Here is a 23,201-nt window from a genome sequence, read left to right as displayed (position 1 = left end):
CGGCCACCGCTCTCGCGGTGGCCGGGCCCGAGTGCTGTCCGGGAAGGCGGGGTCGGGGCTCAGGCGAGCGGGGCCAGGGTGTGCTGGGCCTCGGCGGCGACCAGCTCGCGCATCCGGCCGGCGAAGACGTTGCCCGCCATGGTGCCGAGCACGATCGCGACGACCAGGAAGACCGTGCCCAGCCAGGCCATGGTCGCCACCGGAAGGGTGTAGGCGCCGATCACCTTGGCGACGCACTCGGCCACCAGCGCGGTGCCCCAGACCAGCGAGAAGCCCAGCTCACAGCGGCGGAAGGCCACCGAGGCACCCACCGAGGCTGCCGTGCCGGACATCAGCCGATCCCACGCGGCCGCCATGGCGGGCGCCCCCTTGACGACGAAGGGCCGCATCCCGGCGGTCATCAACGGCTGTCCGAAGAAGGCCGAGACCAGTACCGCCAGACCGATCACGCTGCTGGTCGCGCCGTCCTTGGCGATCATCAGCCGGGCGTCCCCGGTGACCGCCGACAGGCCGATGCCCACCACGTTGACCACCAGCATCAGGGCGGCGAAGGCGTTGAGCGAACGCTCACGCACCAGCTGGAGCACGGCGCGGACGGCGGGCACGATGCTGGAGACGGTCAGCGAGGCGACCATGCTCAGGTGGCACACCGAGTGCGCCGTGTAGTAGGCCAGCAGCGGCAGCGCGATGTCGATCAGCAGCGGCCGGAGCGCGGAGGCGGCGCTGCCCTGCTCCGCGGTGGCACCGCCCTGCTCGACGGCGGCGCTGCCCTGCTCCGCGGTGGCCGCCACGGCCTTGGTGGGATGCTCAAGCACACTGCCGCTGATGACTGCCATGATCCGAGCCTTTCCTGGTCCCTGTTCCGGGCCTCCCCCGTGCTCCAAGAATCCCGTTCGGCGCGGGTCCGCCGGCAGTGTCCACCGTCCGGGAAGCGGCATGACGGATGTCATGTCGAGCCGCTCCGGCGCCCTTGGGTACCCGTAGCCCCCGGGCGGCGCCGCGCGGCAGCGTGGGGGATGAGCCTCCGGGCGCCGGCATCACGGCCGTTGACGCCGCCGGAACGCCGACGGGCCCCGCCCACTCCACCAGGGGAGGGGCAGGGCCCGTCGTGCTGCTTCGGTGCCCCGGGCTCCGGTGACCCGGCCGACCGGGTCAGCTCTTCGCGGCTTTCTTCACCAGGATCACCACACCGGCGGCCAGACCGACCACCACAAGGCCCTTGATCAGCAGGCCGATCAGCGAGCTCACCACGCCGACCACGAACCAGATCAGGTTCCAGGCCAGCACCAGGACGAGGACCGGGACAACGATGTTGCGCACCCAGGAGGGCAGCGACTTCCAGAGCTCAGCCATGTCGGTTCCTTTTCTCCCCTCGGGCCGGCGCCGGCTCTTCCGTCGCGTCCCGTCCGCTTTCGATGCTTCGATCGTACGGGCGTCCCAGCACGTAAACGAGGTTTCCTGCCCCCCATAGAACCCCGAGATCCCCCCGAGTCCCAGCCCAGGGATACCCCCACCACTCCGGGCCCGCGCCCCGTGCTGACCCGTGCCGACCCGTGCCGACCCGTGCCGACCCGTGCCGCCCCGTGCTGACCACCACGGACGCACACGTCAGCCATGTGTACGCCACCGCCGGGACCTACACCGCGACCGTCACCTTCGCGACCTGGTCCGACGGTCCGGCCTACAGCAACGGCCTGACCGTCACCGTCACCGCCGACTGACCCGCGCGGGTGGCCCCTTGGTCTCCGAGGGGCCACCGGCCGGTTCGCCGGCCCGGCCGTCAGACCGGCCAGGCCTCGCCGCGCCAGGCGGCGTCCCAGAACATCCACTCGTAGCGTGACGTCGTGGTGAAGTGCTCGACCACCCGCCGCCGTTCGGCCGGGGAGAGCTCCCGGCCCAGACGGTCGGCCAGCTCCAGCACCCGGCGGACCACCGACTGGAAAGCCTCGTCGCCGTACGTGGCGATCCACTTGGCGTACAGCGGGTCGGGCGAGGACTTCGCGAGCAGCTGCTCGCCGACCCGGGCGTAGATCCAGTAGCAGGGCAGCACCGCGCCCACGGCCTCGGCGAACGAGCCGCCGTAGACGGTGGCCAGCAGGTAGCTGGTGTAGGCCCGGGTGGTCGGCAGCACCGGTTCGGCGGCGGCCTCGGCGGCCGTCTCACCGAAGGCGTTCAGGAACTCGGCGTGCATCCCCTGCTCGGCGGCCAGCGCCCCGATCGCGTCGTCGGCGAAGGCCCGGACGTCCTGCTCACCCGGTGCCTTGGCGGCACAGACCGCCAGCGCACGGGCGTAGTCGCGCAGATAGTGCGAGTCCTGGATGACGAAGTGGCGGAAGGCCTCGCGCGGCAGGGTGCCGTCGGTGAGCCCGGCGATGAACGGATGGGCGAGGATCTCCGCGTAGATCGGCGCGATGGCCGTCCAGAGCTCGGCGGTGAGTGAGCCGGGCTGCTCGGGCTGCGTGAACTGCCCAGGCTGCTCGGGCTGCTCGGGCTGCTCGTCGGCGTGCGGATGGGACACGGTATGGACTCCCTCCCTGTCCCGGGCAGGGGGCTCCCCGCTGCCACGGCCAGGTTCTGGCGGTCGGCGCAGCTGCCCCGGTCCCGGGGACCGTTCAGCGCCCTCTCAGCCCGCTGCTACGGGCTCCCGCGGTTCGACTGCGTACGCGGCCGACCCTACCGCCCGGCCGCCCCGCCGTTCACGGCCGTCCGGCCCGTGGCGGACCACTGGGCCGGTCAGTCCTCCGGCGGAGAGAAGACCACCAGCACCCGCAGCTCCTCGGTGATGTGGTGGAACCGGTGCGGCACCCCGGCCGGGACGAACACCACGCTCCCGCGCCCCACCGTGGTCGTCTCCGATCCGACGGTCAACTCGGCCCGGCCGCTGATGACCTGGTAGATCTCGTCCTGCGCGTGCGGCGACTGGGTGTCGGTGTCGCCCGGCGAGAGCGCGTACAGCCCTGCGGACATGCTGCGCTCCTTGAGGAAGCGGAGGTACGCGCCCTGGTTGGCGGCCCGTTCCGCGTCCAGCTGGTCCAACCGGAAGACCTTCATCGGGCCTGCCCCACATCCTCGTTCGTCACTCGGTCGCGCACTGGGTGCATTCAACCGCATCCGGTACCGGCCACCGCACCGGCGGGCCGGCCGGCCGGTTTGGCTTTCGGCTCGGCTGCGGTAGGCCTATAGGCAGGACACGTTCAGGGCTGACAAGAGAAGCTCAGAGAAGATTGGATGCAGGCCGACCCGTGAAACACTTCGTGCTGAAAACGCTCATCAACGCGGCCGCCATCTGGGTCGCCGCCTGGCTCGTCAACGGGATCGACCTCACATCGGACGGCTGGCAGCACAAGACGATCACCGTGATCGCGGTGGCGCTGGTCTTCGGCGTGGTGAACTGGCTGATCAAGCCGGTGGTCAAGCTGTTCTCGCTGCCGCTGTTCATCCTGACCCTCGGGCTGATCACCTTCGTGATCAACGCCCTGATGCTGCTGCTGACTTCATGGGCCTCCGGCAAGCTCCACCTGGACTTCCACGTCACCGGCTTCTGGTCCGCACTGCTCGGCTCGCTGATCATCAGCCTGGTGGCCTGGGGCCTCCACCTGGCCTTCGGGGACGAAGAGGACTGACCGCCGGCCGTCCCGCCCGACACCCACGGGCCCGCCGTCCGCGACGGCGGGCCCGTGGCATGCGGCGGACACTGCGATACGGCGGCGCGGCGATACGGCGGCGCGGCGATACGGCGGCGCGGCGATACGGCGGCGGGGCTCAGCGCGCCCCGGTGCTGAGGATGAGCGCCAGCTGCGCGTCCAGGTCGCCGCCGGTGCGCTCCTCGCCCAGCGGCACCAGCCGGTCGGTACGGGCGAGGAAGGCGATCAGCGGCGAGGAGGAGGCCCGCAGCAGCGCTTCACCCTCGGGCGAGCGCAGCACCACGCCGACCTCGGACAACTGCTCCCCGAGCGGCTGGATGTGCACATCACCTTCGCCGGCCGGCCTGCAGAGCCCGTCCAGCAGCAGTTCACGCGCGAACACCCACGTCACCGGCTCATCACCGGGCAGGTGGAAGGTGAGCCGGACCGCGTACGGGTCGAGCGGGTCGTACTCGAGATCGACCAGGATCCGGAAGGAGAGCTCCTGCGAGACCACGAGGTGCATCACCACGTGGCCCTGGACCGTGCTGTGCATGCGCCACTACCTCACGTTCTGCCCGGCTCCGACGGTCCGGATGGTCCGGGCGGGCCTCGCCGTCCGCCGTGGTCCGCGAGGTTTCCGCCGACGGCGGTCCCGAGACCTGCTCGATGGCCATGTCAGTCCCCGACCGGGAGCCGGTTGCTCCGTCTGCCCGATTCGCGCTCATTGCAGCACAGGGCGGAGATGCCTGCAATCACTCTCAGCAACTCAGCCACCAAAATGCCTTTGAATCAACACTTGAATCATGACCTGACGCAATAACCTGCGGACCGTAGGAGGTGCGTGCCTTGCCATCGGAGCCCTCTGGCAGCCACACCCCTGCTCGCGGAACTACACCCCCGGACACGCCAAATCATCCGTTCGGCGGAACCTGATCTTCCTTTTCGCCCTCCGCCACGGGTTTCGGCCGGGCCGCCGCGCGGGAGACTTCTGCACAACGCTCACGCACCGGAGGTGGCCATGCCCGGCCCCGTCCGCCCGGTCGTCAAACGCACCGCCCGGGCCATCCTGCTGGAGCTGGACCCGGACGACCCGCACGCCCCGTCCTCCATCGTGCTGATCAAGCGGACCCGCCCCGGCAGCGATCCGTACTGGATCACTCCCGGCGGCGGCGTCGAGAGCACCGACCGCACCGTGGTGGACGCACTCCACCGCGAGGTCGACGAGGAACTCGGCGCCAAGGTCGTGGACGTGGTTCCCGCCTTCGTCGACACCGTCTCCCACTCCCACCACGACGACGGCACCCTCGCCCACCCGCACGGGGTCAAGGTCCAGCACTTCTTCGTCTGCCGCCTGGCCACCATGGACCCCACCCGCCGGCACGGCCCCGAAGTGGACGACCCCCAGGGCGAGTACGAGATCGTCCGCCTCCCCTTCACCCGTGAAGGCGTGACCTCCGTCAACGTCGTCCCACCCCGCCTGCGCGCCTACCTCGCCGCCAACATCGAGGGCATCCGCGCCCTGCTCGCCCGCGACCTGGGCTGAACCCGGCCCGGCTGCGGGCGAGTTGGCGGTCTGGAGCGAGGCACCGGCCGGCGCCCGCTGCTCCGGCCGTACCACGGGAGAGCTGCGCCTGTCCCGGGTTCCGCCACTCTGATCGTTCCCGGCTCCCACGCGGATACCTTCGGCCCTGATCACTCTGGATAACCCAGGCCGAGCTCAGAGAGACGATTTCCCGTCTCCGAATTCCGGCCGAGACGAAGGAGCCTTCGGTGTCCGACGCGTACGTGTTCGTCAAGGGCAACGCCGCCGAGATCAGTCTCCCCGACGGGGCAACGGTCAACGTCAAGGTGAAGACCAACTCCAGCTCCCCCCAGACCGTGAAGCTCACCAGCAAGGACGGCGAGGTGGATCAGGTGTTCACCGGATCCGGGGAACGCAACGCCGTCGCCGGGCAGACGACCATCACCGGGCAGCGTCAGATCTTCGCCACCTTCGAGTACAGCGCGGCGGACGGCCAGGCCTCGCCGGGCAAGCTCAACAGCGGCGGCCCGTACGAGATCGGCACCTACAACCTGATGGTGATCGTCGGCGAGAACGGCGACGACGCCGACTACAACGACGCCATCCTCGAATTCAGCTGGCACACGCCGAAGAAGTAGACGCAAGCCGCCTCGGACGCCTCACCCGCCAGGGCTTCCTCACTCAACCCGGACGAGGCAGCTCAGAAACGGACTCAGCCAGCCAGGATCGGCACGGCCGACGGCCGCCACTCTCGCTTGATCAACCCGAATACCCATGTGTCGGATACCTCGCCGTTCACGATGCATTCTTCCCGCAGCGTCCCTTCCCGTACGAATCCGACCTTCTCCAGAACCCGGGCAGATGCCACGTTGCGCGTATCGGTCTCGGCCTGAACCCGATTCAGGTCCAGCGTGTCGAATGCCCACTGCAGCACGGCGTGCGCGGCTTCCGTCGCGTAGCCGTGGCCCCACATCGCGTCGTCGAGACAGTAGCCCAACGACGCGCTGCGGAAGTCCGGGTTCCATCCGGTCAGACCGCACCAGCCGACGAAGGCCCCGTCAGAAGCACGGTCGATGGCCACCCGCGCCCCGGTGCCTTCGTCCGCCAGCTCCCGGCACCTCACAATGAAGCGCTCGGCGCGAGCCCGTTCGTTCCACGGCGGGGAGTCCCAGTAGCGCATCACGTAGGTGCTGCTGTGCAGCGCGAAGAGGAGGTCCGTGTCGGCGTCGGTGAAGGGTCGCAGCCGCAGGCGAGCAGTGTGCAGTACGGGAGTGGCCAAAGTCATGCGCACCATCCTGCGTCCTCACAGGGCGGGCAGAACACCGAATTTTCCACGCGCAGTGGCCACGTAGGACAGCCGACCACGCACCTTTGGCTATGGGACGATCAGGCGGTCTTCGCCGCTTGTCGCCCTGATCTGCTTCGCGAGCTGCGGAATGTCCACCGGACAGGTCGTGTCGACGTGATGCACGGGTCCAAGGCCCAATGGTTCGGCCGTCCGACTCCACAACTCCCATCGCTCGTCGGAGTCCGGATGGTCATCGAGGTGCACCGGGTGCCTGCTCGCGGCTCGCTCGGCGTAACGGTGTCGTGCAACCTCCAACGGCGCGTCGCACCAGACCTCCTGGACGTCGTTCACGCCCGCACGAGCGAGTCCCGAAATCGCGAACTGTCGCACATGGCCCAGCCATGGGCTCTCCAACACGGCACCGTCGGGTGCGTACGTCAGCAGCGTCCACAGCGTCTCCGCGGCTGCACGGCCCAGGGCATTGCTCCACTCGCGCGCGGTGGCGTTACCGGCGGTGGGTTCAATCCCGAGAGTGTCGGCCAGGGTCTCTTTGACCGAGTCCTTGCTGAACAGTGGCAGTCTCAACTCCCGTGCCAGGGCCCGAGCAAGGGTGGTCTTCCCCGCCCCCGGAAGTCCGTTCACCAGTACTGTCACCATGCGGTGATCGTAGACCTCGGCGGTGGTGGGGTGCTTGTCGTTGTTCGGGGTGTACTTGTTGTGTTCACCGCCGTGGGCGGGGTGCAAGACCGCCTTCCATGACGGCGTTCTCGGTGTGAAGGGTGTAACTCTTCGATGGTGAGTCCGCGTACTGCTCGGGTTCGTTGGCCGCACGGCCTGCCAGCGCCCCGGCGTAGCTGCCATGGGCACTGGGCAGCGGGTGGTGGCCCGGCGGCAGGGCCTGCCGGGCCACAGTTCGGTCAGCGGGTGTCGGTGCGCTTTTCGAGGCGGGTGCCGCGGCGAAGGGTGATCGACATGAGGTCGCTCGGAGTGCCCAGTTCCAGGCGGTGCCAGCGGCCGCGGGGAACGATCACGGCGGCGCCCGCCGGCAACTGCACCGCCTCGCTGGATTCGCCGGGTCCGGTGGGACGGAAGTAGAGCCGCGCGCCGCCTGCCAGGCAGCACACCGCCTCGTCTGCCTCCGGGTGCATTTCCCAGTGGTCGGCGTGGACGTCGGCGTCCGTCTCGACGTGGAAGGTCGCGATCTGCCATGCGCCTGAGTCGCTGCTCGTCATTCGGCGTTCGGCGGCTCGGACGTCGCCGTCGGGGTGGAACAGCAGTGCCGAGGCGAACAGGTCGATGGGTGTCGTCGTCATGACGGCGTTCCTTCCAGTTGCTTCTCTGTGAGGGTGGCGGCTTGCGGGGTGGTTGCCGCAGCGCGGTGGCGGGGCAGTACGGCGATTGCCACGGCCGCGGCGAGCAGGAAGAGCGCGGCGGTGGCCGCCAGGCCCAGGGCATAGCCGTCGTTCAGTGCGGCTGGGGTGGTGGCCGCGCCGGTGCGGTGCGCCGCGACGGTCGCGAGGACGGCCAGGCCGACGCAGCCGCCGAGTTGGCGGGAGCTGTTGAAGACTCCTGAGGCCATGCCGGCCTCGTGGGGGGTGACGCCTGTGGTCGCGGCGGCGGCGACCGGTGCCAGGACCAGTCCGGTGCCGATGCTGGTGAGGATGGACGGGCCGAGTACGTCGGTGAGGAAGCCGCCGTCCGGTCTGATGGTGGAGAACCAGGCCAGCCCTGCGGCGGCCAGCAGAGCGCCGGGCACCAGAGCCGCGCGCGGGGAGCGGGACGAGGTGATGCGGGTCGCGGCGACGGTGCCCGCGATCAGGCCGGCGGAGAACGGCAGGAACGCGGTGCCGGTGGCAGCGGCGCCCATACCGAGGACCTGTTGCAGGTACAGGGACACGAAGTAGAAGGCGGTGAACTGCCCTGCCGCGGCGAGGAACACCAGCACGTTGGCGCCGGCAGCCCAGCGGCTGCGCAGCAGGCCGAGGCGCAACAGCGGTGCGGGGGTCCTGGATTCGGTGACGACGAAGGCCGTCAGCAGGACGGCCGAGGCGGCGAGGGCCACCAGCGTGGCCGGGGAGTCCCACCCGACGGTGTCGGTGCGGACAACGCCGAACACCAGCAGCCCGATTCCGCCGGTCGCCAGGACGGCGCCGAGCACGTCCGGATCCTTGCGCCGGGTGGTAGGTGCGTCGGCGGGCACGCCTGCAGGGACCAGTGAGAGAGCCCCCGCGACGATGGGCAGGTTGATCAGCATGACCCACCGCCAGCCCGCGTACTGCGTCAGCAGCCCGCCGGCGAGCACACCCAGTGCGCCGCCCGCCGCGTTCACCGCGCTCCACACCCCGAGCGCCCGGGTGCGCTGAGGCCCCTCGGGGAACGTGGCGGTCAGCATCGCCAGCGCGGCTGGAGCGGCCGCGGCGGCGCCAAGGCCCTGGCCCGCTCGGGCGGCGACCAGTTGCCAGGGCGCCTGGGCCAGCCCGCCCGCAAGTGAGCACAGCCCGAAGACCGCCAGGCCCAGCACGAAGAGCCGACGCCGACCGTAGAGGTCGCAGGCCCGGCCACCCAGCAGCAGAAGTCCGCCGAGTGTGAGCGCGTAGATGTGCACGACCCAGGAGAGGCCGAGCGGGGTGAATCCCAGTGCGGTGCGGATCGTGGGGAGCGCGACGTTGACCACTGCCATGTCCAGGGCGACGACGAACTGGGCGACGGCAGCCGCCGCCAGCACGGCGCCGGGGCGCCCCCGTAAGTTTCTGTACATGTACGAAAACTAGCGTCTGATACGCCCCGCTGTCGACACCCAGGGGATGATGGGGGCATGCCGCAGACGCCCTCACCGCGCAAGACTCCCGGCCGGCCTCCCCGGATCTCCCGCGAGGAGATCATCGGGACGGCTCTCCGGATCCTGGACGAGGAAGGCGTGGACCGGTTGACGATGCGTCGGCTGGCCTCGGAGATCGGCAGTACGCCCATGGCGCTCTACCATCACGTCCGCAACAAGGACGAACTGCTCGTGCTGCTGCTGGACGACTACGCGACCCGGACACTGCGCCGGCCCGAACTGCCCGCACCGCCCTGCGAGCGCGTCATCGTCGCCGCCGAGGCGATCCACGAGGTACTGGCCGCCTGCCCCTGGATCGTGGCAGTGCTGACCGCTGACGACCTGCTGTCCAAGACCGCGCTGTGGTTCGTCGAGCAGATCGTGGACGGGCTCGTCGACTGCGGGCTGACCCTCGATCAGGCCGTGCACGGCTACCGCGCGATCTGGTACTACACAGCCGGGGAGATCGCGGTCCGGGCGGCGGCGGCCCGGCGACGCGCGAACGACGACCGGCCCATCTACCGAGAGAGCGTCTTTGCCGACCTCGACCCCGACGAGGTTCCCCGGTTGGCACAAGCCGCCGACCGATGGGAGGCGCTGACTGCCCAGGACACCTACTCGGACGGGCTCCGAGCCCTGGTGAACGGCCTCGTCACCCGGTAGCGGCACACCACGCCACCACGTGGCCCACCACGCGGAGACCTGTTCGGGCCGTCGACTACGACTATCGCAAGCGCGGGACCCCAGGCCCATAGAGCGGACCAGCGCACCCCGACGTGCGCCATGCGGTGGCGGCGCCAGGCCAGGCGGTTCACGCTGGACGCGTGCGGACCGTGCCGCGTGCCCTCCATCCCGCGCGGACCGCCCGCTCGATCGGCTCGGAGGCTTGACGGTGATGAGTTCCACCGACGCGGCGGTGCCCGCCGAGGGCACCGGGCAAAGGCCCCGGCGCATCCTCGCGGTCTGCCTGGGGAACCACTGCCGGTCCCCGGTCGCCGCAGCCGTCCTCGCCCGGCGGGGAGGGGAGGCTGTCGAGGTCCGGTCGGCCGGCCTGCTGGACAGGTGGGTGGGCAGGGCCGCCCATCCGGGGATGATCGCCGCTGCGGCCGCGCGCGGTTACGACCTGACCGGCCACCGAGGAACTCTGATCAGCCCGGAGCTGCTGGAGTGGGCAGATACCGTGCTGGCCATGGACCACAGCGTCCTTGAGGCGCTCCGGAGCCTCGCCGACGAGCACACCAGCCCCAAGCTGGGGCTGTACCTTGACGGCGGCCGGGATGTCCCGGACCCGTGGGGGAGACCCGACGAGGCGTTCACCGCCTGTGTCTCCCTGATCGAGCAGGGCGCCGAACGGCACCTCCGGTAGGAGTCGCGCCGGGCGTTGAAAGGTGCGGCAGTGCTGCAACCACCGCACCCTGAACTTCCTTGTTTCACACGGCGGATACTGCTGCCGTCGCCCAGACCGCTTTGCCGTACGTGCCGATGGGCTCGACGCCCCACTCGGTCGCCAGGAGGTTGACGAGGAACAGCCCGCGTCCTCCCTCCTGGGTCGGGTCAACGTCCAACACTTCAACCGGCGTTGGCGAGGAATCGGCCACGGCGATGTACAGCTGGTCGTCGCGGAGTTCGAGCGCAACCGTCGGGTTGCCGCCGTACCGAAGCGCGTTCCCGAGCAGTTCGGACAGCAGGAGGCACGGTGTGGCGGATTCGAGCCCGAGGGCGGCCAGCAGGTCGCGCAGCAGATGCCGAACGATGGGCACCGTGCGCGCGGTGTTCGGCGGGAAGAGATCGAGGCGGAACTCGTTGGGCGAGCCGCAGTCGGGAGGGCGTACCAGGGGAAGCAGCATGAGCAACTCCAGTCGGGTAAGTGCCCGCTGATCCGCAGTCCGTGGCTCGCCCCCGCCGAGCATTTCGCGCATGCAGATGTCGGCAATCTGCAACACGGAATCGGGGTGCACTTCGGCCCGGCCTGACGAAGCGTCAGTAAGCGGTGCGATACATACAGTAGGGGCAAGGTTTCACGATTGCAACCTCTCCACGCACCGTGGCCACCCCCGCACACCACCGCCTCGCGAGCGAGTAGCGCAGGACGGCAGAGAAAGGCGAGACTGCACACACACGGAAGGGAAGGCCAGGCCTTGGCACTCAGGACCAAGATCAGCGAACGCCAGCGTCGGATCGGCGTCGAGGTTCGACGGGCGCGCGATGAGGCAGGACTTACTGTCAAGGAGGCTGCCGAGGAGATCGGCATGAGCAGTCCTCAGCTCAGCCACATCGAGGCCGGCCGCACTGGTATCGACCCGGAGCGCTTGCGCTTGCTTGCCGGGATCTGCGGTTGCAAGGATGCGCCGTTCATTGAAGCACTCATTGCTATGGGCGCCGGCGACGGTAAGGGCTGGTGGAGCCGATACAAGGGCACCATGCCCGACTACTCGCTCGATCTGGCGGAGATGGAGGGTGCGGCAGAACGCCTGGACAACTATGAGACGTTCTACATTCCTGGACTGCTGCAGACCCCCGCTTACACGAGCAGGATCTACGAGCACCGGTACGGTCGCACGGTAAGCGAGCCAAAGAGCTCTCTAGCGTTCCGACAGGACCGGCAGACAATACTGACGAAGCCTGGTGCACCACAGTTCCGGTTCGTCATCCATGAGGCCGCACTGCACATGCGGTTCGCCGGAGCAACCAACATGCGCCAGCAGCTGATTCACTTGCTGGAGGTGGCAGAGCTCCCGAACGTCGAGATTCAGGTGCTGCCATCTTCGGTCGAGGAGTCATCGCCTTACCCGAGCCCATTTCTGATCTGTCAGCCTGGGCATCCTGCGCTTGCGACGGTCGCGGTCGACCACCCGAACAGGTCCGAGTACCTCGTGGCCCAGAGCGAGCTAGCCGAATATCGAAACACATTCGATCACCTGCGGAAGATTGCATTCCCGCCGGTGGAGGTGAGCTCCTCGGCACGCGCCCATGCATCCCGGGACTCGTGGGGGCTCATTCAGCACATCATGTATCAACTCTGAAAGGCCATCGCATGCCTGTGTGGCAGAAATCCACCTTCAGCGGCAGCAACGACGGGAACTCGGTTGAAGTCGCCCAGGGCGACGGTGACGCGATCTACGTGCGGGAGTCACTCGACCCGGACACGATTGTTACCACCGACCGAGCCCGCCTGAAGGCGTTTATCGCGGGAGTTAAGGCTGGCGAGTTCGACCACCTGCTCTGACTTGCACTGATCGGCAGCCCCCAGCGTCTCCCTGGGGGCTGTCCTAGTTTCACTCTTGCAACATCACGTTCTGTAGGGATACGGTTACCGCACGCGCTGCCGCTCAGGCAGTCTGACGCGAGGCGGTGCGACGCATGCCTGCAACCGGAGCCAGACCGCTCAACCAACCCCCCGTGCCCTACACCGGCCCCGTGACCGTGGACATCCAACAGGCCACGAAACCAGCCGAGTTCGGCCGCCTTGCGGACGCTCTCGAAGCTCTGACCCAGTCCCTGGCCCTGCTCCCCCTTAAGCCGGCCGACCGGGCGGAGGTCGCGCGAATGCTCGGGAATGGGGAACGGATCGCGGCTCGACTCACAGGCTGCAGCGGAGTAGCAACTCTCGTCTGGATCAGGCAGGTTGACGCCCATCTCATCAGGATCAGAGCGTCCGAATCAACCCGATCATCCGATGGCAGAAACCAACGGCAGCCCGTCTTCGCTGCCGCTTCACCTCCACAGTCCAGCTGTGAACTCGGGTACAAGTAGCAAGGGTTCGACACCTTGGCCTGCCACTCCGCATCGCCTTCGCTGGTCTCGCGGTCGGCACGCCCTGAGGCATCATCAAGCCAGCAGCCAAAGGCAGTTGACTCAACATCAGCTACATGGATCGTCTTGGTAGAGCTACCTGCCTGGGCCGCGCTCGGCATGCCGACCGTAGTCGCGCACGGAGCGTGGGGCGGACCCCAGACGAGCGGAGAAGCGATGAGAACCCAGGAACCGCATAACCCCGAGCCCGCCACAGCGAACCCATGCTTCGAGGTGGTCACCAAAACTTCCCTGCCGCCCGGGATCCGCGCGAGAAGCAGGTCCAGACCGCCCCACCGTCTCCTGGTGACACAAGGTGTGCTCCCGCGCCCCGGCGCCAGGTCCCGCAAGGGAACGTCCACAAGGAGGAATCACATGGTTCAGCAGATCAAGACCGAGGCCCCGGCCACCCCGAGCACCACGGCCGACGACTTCGACCTCGACGTGGCCGCCGTCGAGGTGGCCGACGCAGCCAGCCTGCAGGTCCTCACCGACGACGGCTGCGGCAGCACCTGCGGCGCCTGCACCACCGGTCTGCACTGACTCATCTGATCGGTGCCGCCGGGAGCGTTCCCGGCGGCACCGACCGTCCCAGCCCCATCCCCGCGCCGGATTCGAGGTCCGCCATGCGTCACCCCGTTTTGTCGGCCTCCTACCGTGCCGCAGGCGTGGCGCTCGTGCGCGCCGTCGCACAGCCCGACCTGCCGGTGCCCGCTTGGCCAGACCTCACCGCCGACTGCGGCACTCTGGTGCCGCAGTGGCTGGCGTGGCTGCGGGCGGTGTGGGCTGAGGAGGACCGCGCCGAGGCGCTTGCTCTGGCCAGCCCAGTGCTTGCCCGGCGAGTCGAGGACCTGGTCGCCGACGAGTATCCGGCGCCGCGTGAGGTGCGGCGCGCCGTCCTGTCGACGGCCCGATACGTGCTGCGCGCAGGCGGGCGCCCGACGCCGTTCGGGCTCTTCGCCGGCGTTCAGGGAGCCGTCTTCGGCCCGTGCGCCGACATCCGTTGGGGCAGGGACCACCACACGCTCGCCCGACTCTCCGCTGCCCGGCTCACCAGGGTGATCGAGCAGTTCGAGCGGCACCCCGGGCTGCTGACCCGGCTGAATGTGACTGCGAACGACATCGTCCACGTGCGTGGCGACCGACTCGTGATCCCTTACCAGCCGCTCGACCGTCCCCGCCCCGGTGCAAGGGCAGCCGAAGTCACGCTGCGCCACACCCCTCCTGTCGCGTTCGCCCTAGCCGCCGCCCGCCACCCGATCCCGTTCCAGGCACTAGCCGACAAGCTCACCGCTGAGTTCCCCGCCGCTCCCACCGAGCGGATCACCGGCGCGCTCACCGAACTCGTCGTCCGGCGCGCCCTGATCACCGGCCTCCATGCCCCGGCAACCGAACCGGACGCCCTCGGCCATCTCCTGGCCGCCCTGGAGCAGGCCGGTGCCGGCCAGGTCCCCGATGCCGCCGGACTGTTCGCCGATCTGTGCGCGGCCCACGCTATCCTCGCCGCCCACAACCAGATGCCCGGCCGCACCACCCGCGCCCGGGCCGAAACGGCGCTGGCCACCGCTGACCGCCCCGATGGAGCGGACCGTCCGCCTCTGGCCGTCGACCTGCGCCTGGACGCCGACCTGGTGCTGCCCACGTCCGTCGCGGACGAGGCCGCGCGAGCGGCCGGGCTGCTCACCCGGCTCAGCGCCTTCCCGTACGGGACCGCTGCATGGCGGGCCTACCATCAACGCTTCTATGAGCGATACGGCCGTGGCGCGTTGGTTCCGCTGCTCGACATGGTTGCCGACAGCGGGATCGGCTGGCCCGACGGCTACCCCGGCGCACGGTCCGCCGAGCCGCCGCGCTTCGACGAACGCGACGAGGTCCTCGCCGCCCTCGCCCAGCGGGCGGCGCTCGACGGCGAGCGCGAGGTCGTCCTCGACGAGGCGTTACTGACCGTACTCGACCTGGGGCCGCAGGAACCGCGACTTCCCCCGCACCTGGAGATCAGCTTCTGCCTCCACGCCCGCGACCAACAGGCCCTGAACGACGGGGAGTTCCACCTATCGGTGGTCTCGGCATCGCGGGCGGTCGGGGTTTCGGCCGGACGGTTCCTCCACCTGCTCGGCTCAGAGCACCGCGCGGCCTTCACCCGGGTACTGACAGGTCTGCCGACGATGGACGAACACGCCATCACCGCCCAACTTTCCTACCCGCCCCTGGACCCAGCCACTGGGCACATCGCCCGCAGCATCCCGACGGGCCAGCTGGTCGTCAGTCTCGCCGAGCACCGCGAGCCCACCGACGGCGTCCTGTTCCCGGAGAACCTGGCGGTTGGCTGCGATGGTCGGCGCATGTACCTGGCCGCGCCAGCGCTTGGCGTGCGGATCGAGGCTGCCCCTACCCACGCACTGAACCTTCGTGTCCACACCCCGCCGCTGGCCCGGCTCATCACCGAACTATCTCGTGCCCAGAGCGCGCAGGTCACCCGCTTCGACTGGGGATCGCTCGGCACCCTGCCGTTCCGGCCCCGGCTGCGGCACGGCCGCGTGATCCTCTCTCCCGCCACCTGGCGGCTCAACGCCGCGGAACTGCCGGGACCTCGCGAACCGTGGGAGCGCTGGGACGAGGCCCTGACCGGGTGGCTGGTCCGGCGCCGAGCACCGCGGCACGTCCTGTTGGCCGCCGACAGCCAGGGCCTGCCGCTCGACCTCGACCACGTCGGCCACCGCGTCCTGCTACGCACCCACCTCGGCACCGCCCCGCACGCCGCGCTCATCGAGGCCCCTGCCCCGGCCGAGCTCGGCTGGGCCGGCGGCCGGGCCCATGAGATCGTCGTCCCCCTGACCGCCACCCGGGCTTCGCTCTGGCCACGCCTGCCCCAGCCGACGTCGGCCCGCGTCCTTCGCCGAGGCCACGGCGACTCGCCCGGCACCTCCCGGGTACTCCTTGCCTCGCTCTACGGCGACCTGGAACGCCAGGACACCGTCCTCACCCGCCACCTGCCCGACCTCCTGGAGTACCTCGGACACCCGGCTTGGTGGTTCGTCCGCTTCCGCGACCCTCGCCAGCACCTGCGACTGCGCATCACCCTGCCCGCCCCAACAGACTTCGGATCCGCCGCCGGCACAATCAGCACCTGGGTCGGCGAGCTGCACCGGGTCGGCCTGCTGTCCGAAGTCGTGTACCCAACCTCGTACGCGGAGACCGGCCGCTGGGGCGACGGCCCGGCCTGGGCCTCGGCCACGCAGGTCTTCCGCACCGACTCCACCGCCGTCCTCGCCCAACTGTCCCAACCCGCGAGGCCCGGACGGCAGGCGCTGCTCGCCGCCCACGCCGTCGCCATCGCCGCCGGCTTCACCGGATCACCTGCTGCCGGACTGCGCTGGCTTGTCGCCAACGTCCCCGCCAAGCCCCCAACCGCCGTCCCACGACCGGTCCTCCGCGAGGCCGTGCGCCTGGCCGATCCCGCCGACAGCTGGGTGGCGTTGCGCGGTGAGCCTGGAGGCGCCGCAATCGTCGGCGCCTGGGCGGCCCGCCACCAAGCCCTCGACAGCTACCGCCGCCACTTCCCTGGCCCAGCCACCGTCGGTGTCGATCCGGACGACGTGCTCGGATCCCTCTTGCACTGCAACTACGTCCGGGCTCACCGCATCGACTTCGACGACGAGGCCCAGGTCCTGTACCTGGCCCGCGCCGCCGCCCTCGCCCGCCTCTCCCGGGCCGGTGACCAGTGAACACCCACCCCGCCCTGCAATTGTCCGACCGCATCGCCGAGCTGCTCGCCGACCCCAACACCGTTCCCGCCGCGTGGACTTCACATCCCCAGTGGCGCCAATCCCTGGCCCACGGCGCCCCCGGCATCGCCCTGCTCCACATCGAGCGCGCCGCCACCGGCCGAGGGCTCTGGGAGCACGCCCGCGTCTGGCTCGCCGTGGCGGCCTCCGCCCCGGTCACCCGCGGACAGGACAGCTACCTGTACTACGGCGCGCCCGCACTCACCCACGCGCTCGCGTGCGCCGCCCTGGCCCGGCCCGGCTCCTACCAGCGTGCCCTGGCCCACCTCGACCAGGTGGTCGCGGCCGACGCCGAGAGGCGCTGCGACCAGGCACTCGCCCGCATCGAGCGCGGCGACCTCCCAGCGCTGGCCGAGTTCGACACCATCCGCGGCCTGGCCGGCATCGGCGCTGTCCTCCTGCGCCGGACCCCCAACAGTCAGGCGATCCGCACGATCCTCGCCTACCTGGTTCGCCTCACCGAAAACGTCAAGTACGACAGGAAGGCGCTGCCCGGCTGGTGGACCCTGAGCGGCCCGTCCGGGCGGGCCGACGAACGCTTCCCCGGCGGGCACGCCAACAATGGACTTGCGCACGGCGTCGCGGGCCCCCTCGCCCTGCTCGCCCTGGCTCTGCGCCACGGTGTGGAGGTGGACGGCCAGCGGACGGCGATCGGCACCATCCTGGTCTGGCTGGACCGCTGGCGCGACCACCACGCCTGGCCGTACTGGGTCACCCGCGCCGACCTGACCAGCCCCGATCACAGGCTCCTGCCACCGCAGCGGCCGAGCTGGTGCTACGGCACCGCCGGTCTGGCCCGCTCCCAGCAGCTCGCCGCCCTCGCGCTCGGTGACCAGCGTCTGCGTCACGAGGCCGAGGGTGTCCTTGCCACCGCCCTGCTGGACCCGCCCGCGCTCGCCGCAACCACCGACCTGTCCGCCTGCCACGGCTACGCCGGGCTCGCCCACATCGCCCACCGCGCCGCCGCCGACGCCGCTCCGCGCAACGCCGCCCGGCTGCGCTCAGCCGCCGCCCTGCTCCTGGACACCACCCACCCGCCCCACACCGACCCCGACGAGCAGGCCCGCCATCTGCTCGCCTGCGCCGGACCCGCGTTCCTGGAAGGCGCCGCCGGCACCGCCCTCGCCCTGCTCGCCCCCGCCACCGGCGCTGCACCGGCGACCCGCTGGGACGCCTGCCTCCTGACCGCCTGACTGAGGACCGATCGATGACCACCGGCTGGATCCAGCACAACATCGCGTTCACCGACCGCACCGCAACCGAGCACCTGGCCGCCCACCACCTCGCCCCCGCCCTCACCGCCGCCCAGACCGCAGGCGAGCTGGACGCCTGGTGGTACATGCGCAAAGCCCCCTTCCGGCTCCGCTACCGCGCCAACGAGCCCTCCCCCACGGTCACGGCACTCCTGGACGGCCTCATCGAGGAAGGCCACATCGAGCGGTCGGTCCTTGGAATCTACGAGCCGGAGACCGAGACGTTCGGCGGCCCTGCGGCGATGGAGATCGCCCACCGGCTTTTCCACACCGACACCCTCCACCTGCTCGCCCGCGCCGCCCAGTCGGAGCCCGTCGCGCTTGGCCGGGCCGAAACCACCGTGGTACTGACCGGCGCCCTGCTGCGCGCCGCCGGCCTCGACTGGTACGAACAAGGCGACGTCTGGGCCAAGTTCGCCGCGCTCCGCGACACCCCACCCGCCATCGCCCCCGACCGGGCCGCCACCCTGACCGCCTCGATGCGCCACCTGATGAGCCTCGACACCCGCCGACTCACCCTGGATGGCTTGCCTCTCGCCGGCCACACCGGCTGGGTCGACGCATTCGAGCGGGCCGGGCAGGACCTCACCCGCCTCGCCCGTGACGGCCTCCTTACCCGCGGGCTGCGCGCGGTCCTCGCCCACCATCTGATCTTCCATGCCAACCGCGCGGGCTTGCCGGTCGAACACCAAGCCGCCATGGCGGCAAGGGCGTTGGATGCCGTCTTCCACTCCGCTAAGGGCCCCGGACCCTCGCAGTCCACCATCCACACAACCACTAAGGTCACCCATATGGCTACCCTCAGCAACGGCGCTGCCGCCGCCTCGTCCGCCGGACAGCTGCGTGACGCGCTCACCAACCGCCTGCTCGGCCAGAAGGCCATCGCCAGCGCCGCGGTGGAGCACGCCTTCCGCACCGTTGCCCGCGAGCAATTCCTGCCCGGCTTCCCCCTGGAGACCGCGTACGCGGACAACCCCACCTACACCAAGGCGGACGGCTCCGGCACGCAGATCAGTGCCGCCTCCCAGCCTGCGATCGTCGCCCTGATGCTCGAACAGCTCGATGCCCAGCCCGGCGAGCGAATCTTCGAGGCCGGGGCAGGCACCGGTGTGAACGCCGCCTACATGGCCACCATCGTCGGCCCCGGTGGCCATGTCGTGGCCGTGGACGTGGACGAGGACCTCGTCCACGGCGCCCGCAAGCACCTCGCCGACGCCGGCATCACCAACGTCGAGGCCGTCCTCGGCGACGGAGCCCTCGGGCACCTGGATGGCGCACCCTACGACCGCGTCATCGCCACCGTGAGCACCAGCGAGATGCCCACCCCCTGGCTCCAGCAGGTCAAGCCGACAGGTCGGATCGTGGTGCCGCTGCGCCTGCGCGGCGCCGCCTCCCGCACCATCGCCTTCGAGCGCCGCGAGGACGGCTGGGTGTCGGTCGACGACCAACTCGCAGTGTTCATGCCGCTGCGCGGCAGCATGGACGACGCGCGCCGCACCGTCGTCCTCACCGACAAGGGCGACGTCACGCTCCAGGTCCACAAGGACCAGCACGAGGCCGTCGACGCCTCCGTGCTGCTCGGCGTCCTCGACCGCGAGCGCCACGAGATCTGGACCGGGGTGACCATTCCGGCCGGCACTACCTACGAGTACCAGGACCTGTGGTTGGCCCTCACCCTGCCCAACTCCCTGATGCGGATGAGCGTGACAGATGCCGCCCGCGAGCGCGGTGTGGCCCCGATGTTCGGCTGGGGTGCCATGGCCACCGTCAACGGCGATTCCCTCGCCTACCTCACTCTGCGTCCCGGAGAGCCCGACGCCGACGGCCGCAAGACCTACGAGACCGGCGTCATCAGCCACGGCCCCGACGGCTCCGCGCTTGCCGACCTCGTCTCCCAGGAGATCCGCACCTGGAACAGCGGCTACCGCCACCGCACGCTGCGCCTCGAACTGCCCGACACCCCGGCCGCCTCCGACCCGGCCACCGGCCGCTTCGTCCTCGACCGCCGCCACCACCCGATCGCCGTCACCTGGGAGTAGCCCCCATGCACCCGACCGGCCCCGTCGCCAGGCGCTTCCCACTGGTCGCCCGGATCCGGCCCGCGTGCCTGCCACTCGAAGCCCGTGTCGGCCGGCTCACCGAGCTAGCCGACACGGCCTCCCGACAGGCAGACCCGGGCCAGGCATCCACCGTCTTCAACCAGGCCGCCCTGCTCGCCTCCGACCTCGGCCTGCCCACCTACGCACGCGAGCTCTGCCACCGCCACGCCCGCCTCTACCTCACCCGCGGCCCACTCCCGGCGATGAGCGCGATCCGCGGCCTCGAACCGCTCGTCAACCTTGCCCGCCTCCACATCCGTGCCGGACAGCACCAGCAGGGCCACCAGCTCCTCCTCGGCCTCTACCGCGCCATCACCACCGGCACCGAGGCCGTCCTCGACGGCATCACCGTCCCCGCCCACCTCACCAACACCGACCAGCAACGCGCCGAAGTCCGCCAGTGGCTGTGGCGAGTCGTTCTCGCCGACGGCACCCGCGCCCTCACCGCAGAAGGCCGTTGGAGCGACGCCCTTCGCCACATCGAGGAACACCACGGCATCGGCCTGCGCATCCTCGACGGCCGCCAGGTCGCCGTCCTGGCCGCCGCCACCACCGGCGACCTTCCCGGCGCCCTCGCCCTCTTGGAGGCAACCGAGCCCGGTGACCCGTGGGAGAACGCCGTCACCACGGCGTTGACCGCGCTGTGCCGCCCCGGCGACCAGCAAGCAGCCGAGGCGGCGATCGACCACTGGCTGGTGCTCGACGCGGGCGAGGGCCTGGCCGTGTTCACCACCCGCCTCGCCCTGACCGCCCTCGACGCCACCAGCCCGGCCACGCCCGCAGCCCGGAACCTCTTGCGGCACCTCACCAGCCGAACGAGTAATTCCGGCGACGGCTACGCTCTGCGCGACCTGCTCGCCCACCCCGGTGCCCGCCGGAACCTCGAACCCGGTCAGACCGCAGGGCTCAAACGGGCTCTCGCCGCCTGTGCACTGGGCTCCGCCGCGCTTCCCACCGCTGTTCACGGCCTGCTGGAGGACGCGCTGGCGCTCGCCCACGAGGCACTCGCAAACTCGCCGTTCGACCCGAGCCCGCCTGGAGGCAATCCGCTTGAACGCCGCACTCGAACAGCACCGTCATCAGTCGTCGCCCCTCCCGCAGAGCGGTCCAACTCAACTGTCTAACTGCTCACTTGTTGCACCCGTACAGTTGATGCCCACCTACTAGAGACCGGCCTCGACCTCCGGTTCGATGACGTCCTGATCGTGGACTGGATGCCGCGCAACGACTCGGTCCCCGGCCTCAACCACGTGTTCACGGCCAGGGTTTCGGCCGAAGTGGCCGCCAGCGCCTCGGTCCCCCTGATCGCCGCCGGTGAGATCAGCGAACTCGCGTGGGTACACCCGGACGACATCCCCGACCGGTGCCGGCCCTACCAGACCGACCGGATCTGGTCCGCCCTGCTGCGCCTCGAAGACCCGTTCGCACCGGTGTACCACCTCGAAGGCCGCTCCATCACGGCCTGAACCCGAACTCCCGTCGGCCCACCTGGACCGGGCCAGCGGGTGCCACGAAGGACTGGGCCTCCTGCGTGGAAGGTCGGCACACGGCAGCAAGCCTGGAGCCGACCAGTGCCCCAACCAGCGGCAACCGCCGACCGGTTGGGGCACCTCCCGACTTTCGCGGCACCGCCTCGCAAGGCCACCGCCTCATGACCGGCCCACGCCCCGGCCGCGAGCAAGGAGACAGGTCGGGATCCGGCGTGGCGCGCCCACGGCCGCACGAATCCGCATGTCTTCGATCACCGCTCGCGTCTGATTGCTCTATCTATCCCCGTCCTCCCCAGGAGGCAGATCATGCGCATCCGCACCGCCCTCGTCGCGGCCTCCCTCGCCGCCACCGCCCTTCTCGCCGGGGCACAGACCGCAACTGCCGACTCCGACGCCGAGGGGGCGGCCGTCGGATCTCCCGGTGTCATCAGCGGCAACAACATCCAGGTCCCCATCCAGCTTCCGATCAACCTCTGCGGGAACAGCGTCGACATCGTCGGCCTGCTCAACGCAGCAGCCGGCAACGCCTGCGTGAACAAGAGCTGAGCTCAGCCCGTTCCGCACCGGAGGGCCTGCCACCCTGAGGCGGTGGCGGGCCCTCCGCCATGACCGGTCCGGGATCGGGGCCGACGGACCGCCGAAATTCCATGGTTGACCTTGACCTAAGGTCAGGCCTCACGCTGAAGGCATGACGAACTCGATCTCGCGCTCGAACCCGCTCCCCACCTCGACCTGGAGCGGCATGGTGCCGGTGGAGGACACGGCCCTGGCCGTCACCGACACCCGTGGGACCGGCAGGCCGGTGGTCTACCTCAACGGTTCCTACGCCACCCAGAAGAACTGGCGGCCCATCACCGCCGAACTCGGCAGCGGGTGGCGGCACATCACCTACGACGAGCGCGCCCGTGGCCGCTCGAAGCGGTCGGCGGACTACTCGTTCGAGGCCTGTATCCGGGATGTCGACGCCGTCCTGGACGCGACCGGGGCGGAGCGGCCCCTGCTGGTGGGCTGGTCCTACGGGGCAGCGCTCGCGCTGCACTGGGCCACCCGGAACCCGGACCGCGTCGCCGGTGTGGTCATGGTGGACGGCGGCTACCCGTGGGACTACCTCGCCAGCGTCGAGGGTGGCCCGGAGGCCGGCAAGGAGGAGATCCGGCGGCTGTTCCGGAAGTTCCGGTGGACGATGCCGCTCACCCGCAGGCTGGGCCTGTCCGCGAACATGTCCGCCGACCAGCACGCCGACATCAACATCGAGTTGAACGAGATCGTGGCCGCCGGCGGCCCGGTCTTCGACCGCGTGACCTTCCCGATGCGGTTCGTCGTGGCCTCGGGCGCCAGCCTCGGCAGCACCGAGGAAGGCCACGCCGCGATGCGTGCCACGCTGGACCCGGTGCTCGCCCGCAACCCCAACGTCCGGGTGAGCGCGACGGTCGGAAGCAACCACTCGACCGTGATGCGCAAGGACTTCCGGGCCATCGCCGCAGCCGTTCGGGAAGTTGCCGCACTGCAGGTCAGTGGGGTCAACTGA

General features: G+C 70.1%; 26 protein-coding genes. 16 read left to right on the top strand and 10 right to left on the bottom strand.

Annotated elements, in window-relative coordinates:
- Positions 1-59: 59 nt before the first annotated feature.
- Positions 60-836 carry a VC0807 family protein gene (locus tag ACSMTC_RS19765; RefSeq protein ID WP_436561026.1) on the bottom strand — a complete coding sequence of 259 codons (777 nt, stop codon included), beginning with the start codon at positions 834-836 and terminating at the stop codon, positions 60-62.
- A 316-nt stretch (positions 837-1,152) separates the two neighbouring features.
- Positions 1,153-1,353, bottom strand: a complete 201-nt coding sequence (locus ACSMTC_RS19760) for a DUF5326 family protein (RefSeq protein ID WP_436561025.1) — start codon at positions 1,351-1,353, stop codon at positions 1,153-1,155.
- 230 nt (positions 1,354-1,583) lie between these two features.
- Here ACSMTC_RS19760 and ACSMTC_RS19755 point away from each other — a divergent pair, with 230 nt between their 5' ends.
- On the top strand, positions 1,584-1,721 hold the full coding sequence (locus ACSMTC_RS19755; protein WP_436561024.1) for a hypothetical protein: 138 nt from the start codon (positions 1,584-1,586) through the stop codon (positions 1,719-1,721).
- Positions 1,722-1,780: 59 nt separating this feature from the next.
- Here the strand turns inward: ACSMTC_RS19755 and tenA are convergent, their stop codons facing one another.
- Together tenA and ACSMTC_RS19745 are read right to left on the bottom strand one after the other, a co-directional pair.
- Positions 1,781-2,518 carry a thiaminase II gene (gene tenA / locus ACSMTC_RS19750; RefSeq protein WP_436561023.1) on the bottom strand — a complete coding sequence of 246 codons (738 nt, stop codon included), beginning with the start codon at positions 2,516-2,518 and terminating at the stop codon, positions 1,781-1,783.
- 215 nt (positions 2,519-2,733) lie between these two features.
- On the bottom strand, positions 2,734-3,051 hold the full coding sequence (locus tag ACSMTC_RS19745; protein WP_436561022.1) for a cupin domain-containing protein: 318 nt from the start codon (positions 3,049-3,051) through the stop codon (positions 2,734-2,736).
- A 191-nt stretch (positions 3,052-3,242) separates the two neighbouring features.
- Between ACSMTC_RS19745 and ACSMTC_RS19740 the strand changes: the two genes are divergently transcribed.
- The gene (locus ACSMTC_RS19740; RefSeq protein WP_436561021.1) at positions 3,243-3,623 is read left to right on the top strand and encodes a phage holin family protein; all 381 of its coding nucleotides are present in this window, start codon (positions 3,243-3,245) and stop codon (positions 3,621-3,623) included.
- 139 nt (positions 3,624-3,762) lie between these two features.
- On the opposite strand, the gene ACSMTC_RS19735 is transcribed toward ACSMTC_RS19740, so the two are convergent.
- On the bottom strand, positions 3,763-4,179 hold the full coding sequence (locus tag ACSMTC_RS19735) for an SsgA family sporulation/cell division regulator (RefSeq protein ID WP_436561020.1): 417 nt from the start codon (positions 4,177-4,179) through the stop codon (positions 3,763-3,765).
- A 465-nt stretch (positions 4,180-4,644) separates the two neighbouring features.
- Between ACSMTC_RS19735 and ACSMTC_RS19730 the strand changes: the two genes are divergently transcribed.
- Positions 4,645-5,169, top strand: a complete 525-nt coding sequence (locus ACSMTC_RS19730) for an NUDIX domain-containing protein (protein WP_436561019.1) — start codon at positions 4,645-4,647, stop codon at positions 5,167-5,169.
- Between the two features lie 227 nt (positions 5,170-5,396).
- Positions 5,397-5,786, top strand: a complete 390-nt coding sequence (locus tag ACSMTC_RS19725; protein ID WP_436561018.1) for a fucose-binding lectin II — start codon at positions 5,397-5,399, stop codon at positions 5,784-5,786.
- 74 nt (positions 5,787-5,860) lie between these two features.
- Here the strand turns inward: ACSMTC_RS19725 and ACSMTC_RS19720 are convergent, their stop codons facing one another.
- The 4 genes from ACSMTC_RS19720 to ACSMTC_RS19705 form a co-directional block, all read right to left on the bottom strand.
- Positions 5,861-6,433 carry a GNAT family N-acetyltransferase gene (locus ACSMTC_RS19720; protein WP_436561017.1) on the bottom strand — a complete coding sequence of 191 codons (573 nt, stop codon included), beginning with the start codon at positions 6,431-6,433 and terminating at the stop codon, positions 5,861-5,863.
- Between the two features lie 90 nt (positions 6,434-6,523).
- Entirely contained in the window at positions 6,524-7,180 is a 657-nt protein-coding gene (locus tag ACSMTC_RS19715) for a P-loop nucleotide/nucleoside kinase family protein (RefSeq protein WP_436561016.1), read from the bottom strand.
- Between the two features lie 173 nt (positions 7,181-7,353).
- Positions 7,354-7,749 carry a cupin domain-containing protein gene (locus ACSMTC_RS19710; protein WP_436561015.1) on the bottom strand — a complete coding sequence of 132 codons (396 nt, stop codon included), beginning with the start codon at positions 7,747-7,749 and terminating at the stop codon, positions 7,354-7,356.
- On the bottom strand, positions 7,746-9,194 hold the full coding sequence (locus tag ACSMTC_RS19705) for an MFS transporter (RefSeq protein WP_436561014.1): 1,449 nt from the start codon (positions 9,192-9,194) through the stop codon (positions 7,746-7,748). The genes ACSMTC_RS19710 and ACSMTC_RS19705 overlap by 4 nt, the downstream gene beginning before the upstream one ends.
- A gap of 57 nt (positions 9,195-9,251) precedes the next feature.
- Here ACSMTC_RS19705 and ACSMTC_RS19700 point away from each other — a divergent pair, with 57 nt between their 5' ends.
- Both ACSMTC_RS19700 and ACSMTC_RS19695 read left to right on the top strand, forming a co-directional pair.
- Positions 9,252-9,917, top strand: a complete 666-nt coding sequence (locus ACSMTC_RS19700) for a TetR/AcrR family transcriptional regulator (RefSeq protein WP_436561013.1) — start codon at positions 9,252-9,254, stop codon at positions 9,915-9,917.
- A gap of 232 nt (positions 9,918-10,149) precedes the next feature.
- Complete coding sequence (locus ACSMTC_RS19695) at positions 10,150-10,620, top strand: low molecular weight protein-tyrosine-phosphatase (RefSeq protein ID WP_436561012.1); 471 nt, start codon at positions 10,150-10,152, stop codon at positions 10,618-10,620.
- Positions 10,621-10,684: 64 nt separating this feature from the next.
- Here the strand turns inward: ACSMTC_RS19695 and ACSMTC_RS19690 are convergent, their stop codons facing one another.
- A complete protein-coding gene (locus ACSMTC_RS19690) occupies positions 10,685-11,197 on the bottom strand; it encodes an ATP-binding protein (RefSeq protein WP_436561011.1) in 513 nt (170 codons plus the stop codon).
- Positions 11,198-11,392: 195 nt separating this feature from the next.
- Here ACSMTC_RS19690 and ACSMTC_RS19685 point away from each other — a divergent pair, with 195 nt between their 5' ends.
- The 10 genes from ACSMTC_RS19685 to ACSMTC_RS19640 all read left to right on the top strand — a co-directional run bounded on the left by ACSMTC_RS19685 (position 11,393) and on the right by ACSMTC_RS19640 (position 23,201).
- Entirely contained in the window at positions 11,393-12,277 is an 885-nt protein-coding gene (locus ACSMTC_RS19685; protein ID WP_436561010.1) for a helix-turn-helix domain-containing protein, read from the top strand.
- An 11-nt stretch (positions 12,278-12,288) separates the two neighbouring features.
- Complete coding sequence (locus tag ACSMTC_RS19680) at positions 12,289-12,480, top strand: DUF397 domain-containing protein (RefSeq protein WP_436561009.1); 192 nt, start codon at positions 12,289-12,291, stop codon at positions 12,478-12,480.
- Positions 12,481-13,421: 941 nt separating this feature from the next.
- A complete protein-coding gene (fxlA, locus tag ACSMTC_RS19675) occupies positions 13,422-13,589 on the top strand; it encodes an FxLD family lanthipeptide (RefSeq protein ID WP_436561008.1) in 168 nt (55 codons plus the stop codon).
- Positions 13,590-13,714: 125 nt separating this feature from the next.
- Positions 13,715-16,771: a lantibiotic dehydratase gene (locus tag ACSMTC_RS19670; protein WP_436561007.1), complete on the top strand. Its 3,057-nt coding sequence runs from the start codon at positions 13,715-13,717 to the stop codon at positions 16,769-16,771.
- A complete protein-coding gene (locus ACSMTC_RS19665) occupies positions 16,768-18,024 on the top strand; it encodes a lanthionine synthetase C family protein (protein WP_436561006.1) in 1,257 nt (418 codons plus the stop codon). The genes ACSMTC_RS19670 and ACSMTC_RS19665 overlap by 4 nt, the downstream gene beginning before the upstream one ends.
- 14 nt (positions 18,025-18,038) lie before the next feature.
- On the top strand, positions 18,039-20,123 hold the full coding sequence (gene fxlM / locus ACSMTC_RS19660) for a methyltransferase, FxLD system (protein ID WP_436561005.1): 2,085 nt from the start codon (positions 18,039-18,041) through the stop codon (positions 20,121-20,123).
- A 5-nt stretch (positions 20,124-20,128) separates the two neighbouring features.
- The gene (locus ACSMTC_RS19655) at positions 20,129-21,307 is read left to right on the top strand and encodes a hypothetical protein (protein ID WP_436561004.1); all 1,179 of its coding nucleotides are present in this window, start codon (positions 20,129-20,131) and stop codon (positions 21,305-21,307) included.
- Between the two features lie 90 nt (positions 21,308-21,397).
- Positions 21,398-21,649 carry an NUDIX hydrolase gene (locus ACSMTC_RS19650; RefSeq protein WP_436561003.1) on the top strand — a complete coding sequence of 84 codons (252 nt, stop codon included), beginning with the start codon at positions 21,398-21,400 and terminating at the stop codon, positions 21,647-21,649.
- 330 nt (positions 21,650-21,979) lie between these two features.
- A complete protein-coding gene (locus ACSMTC_RS19645; protein WP_436561002.1) occupies positions 21,980-22,219 on the top strand; it encodes a chaplin in 240 nt (79 codons plus the stop codon).
- Between the two features lie 142 nt (positions 22,220-22,361).
- On the top strand, positions 22,362-23,201 hold the full coding sequence (locus ACSMTC_RS19640; RefSeq protein WP_436561001.1) for an alpha/beta fold hydrolase: 840 nt from the start codon (positions 22,362-22,364) through the stop codon (positions 23,199-23,201).

This window comes from Kitasatospora sp. HPM-01-4 (genome assembly GCF_051374625.1).
GTDB lineage: Bacteria > Actinomycetota > Actinomycetes > Streptomycetales > Streptomycetaceae > Kitasatospora.
This window is presented reverse-complemented; position numbering and strand designations above follow the sequence as displayed.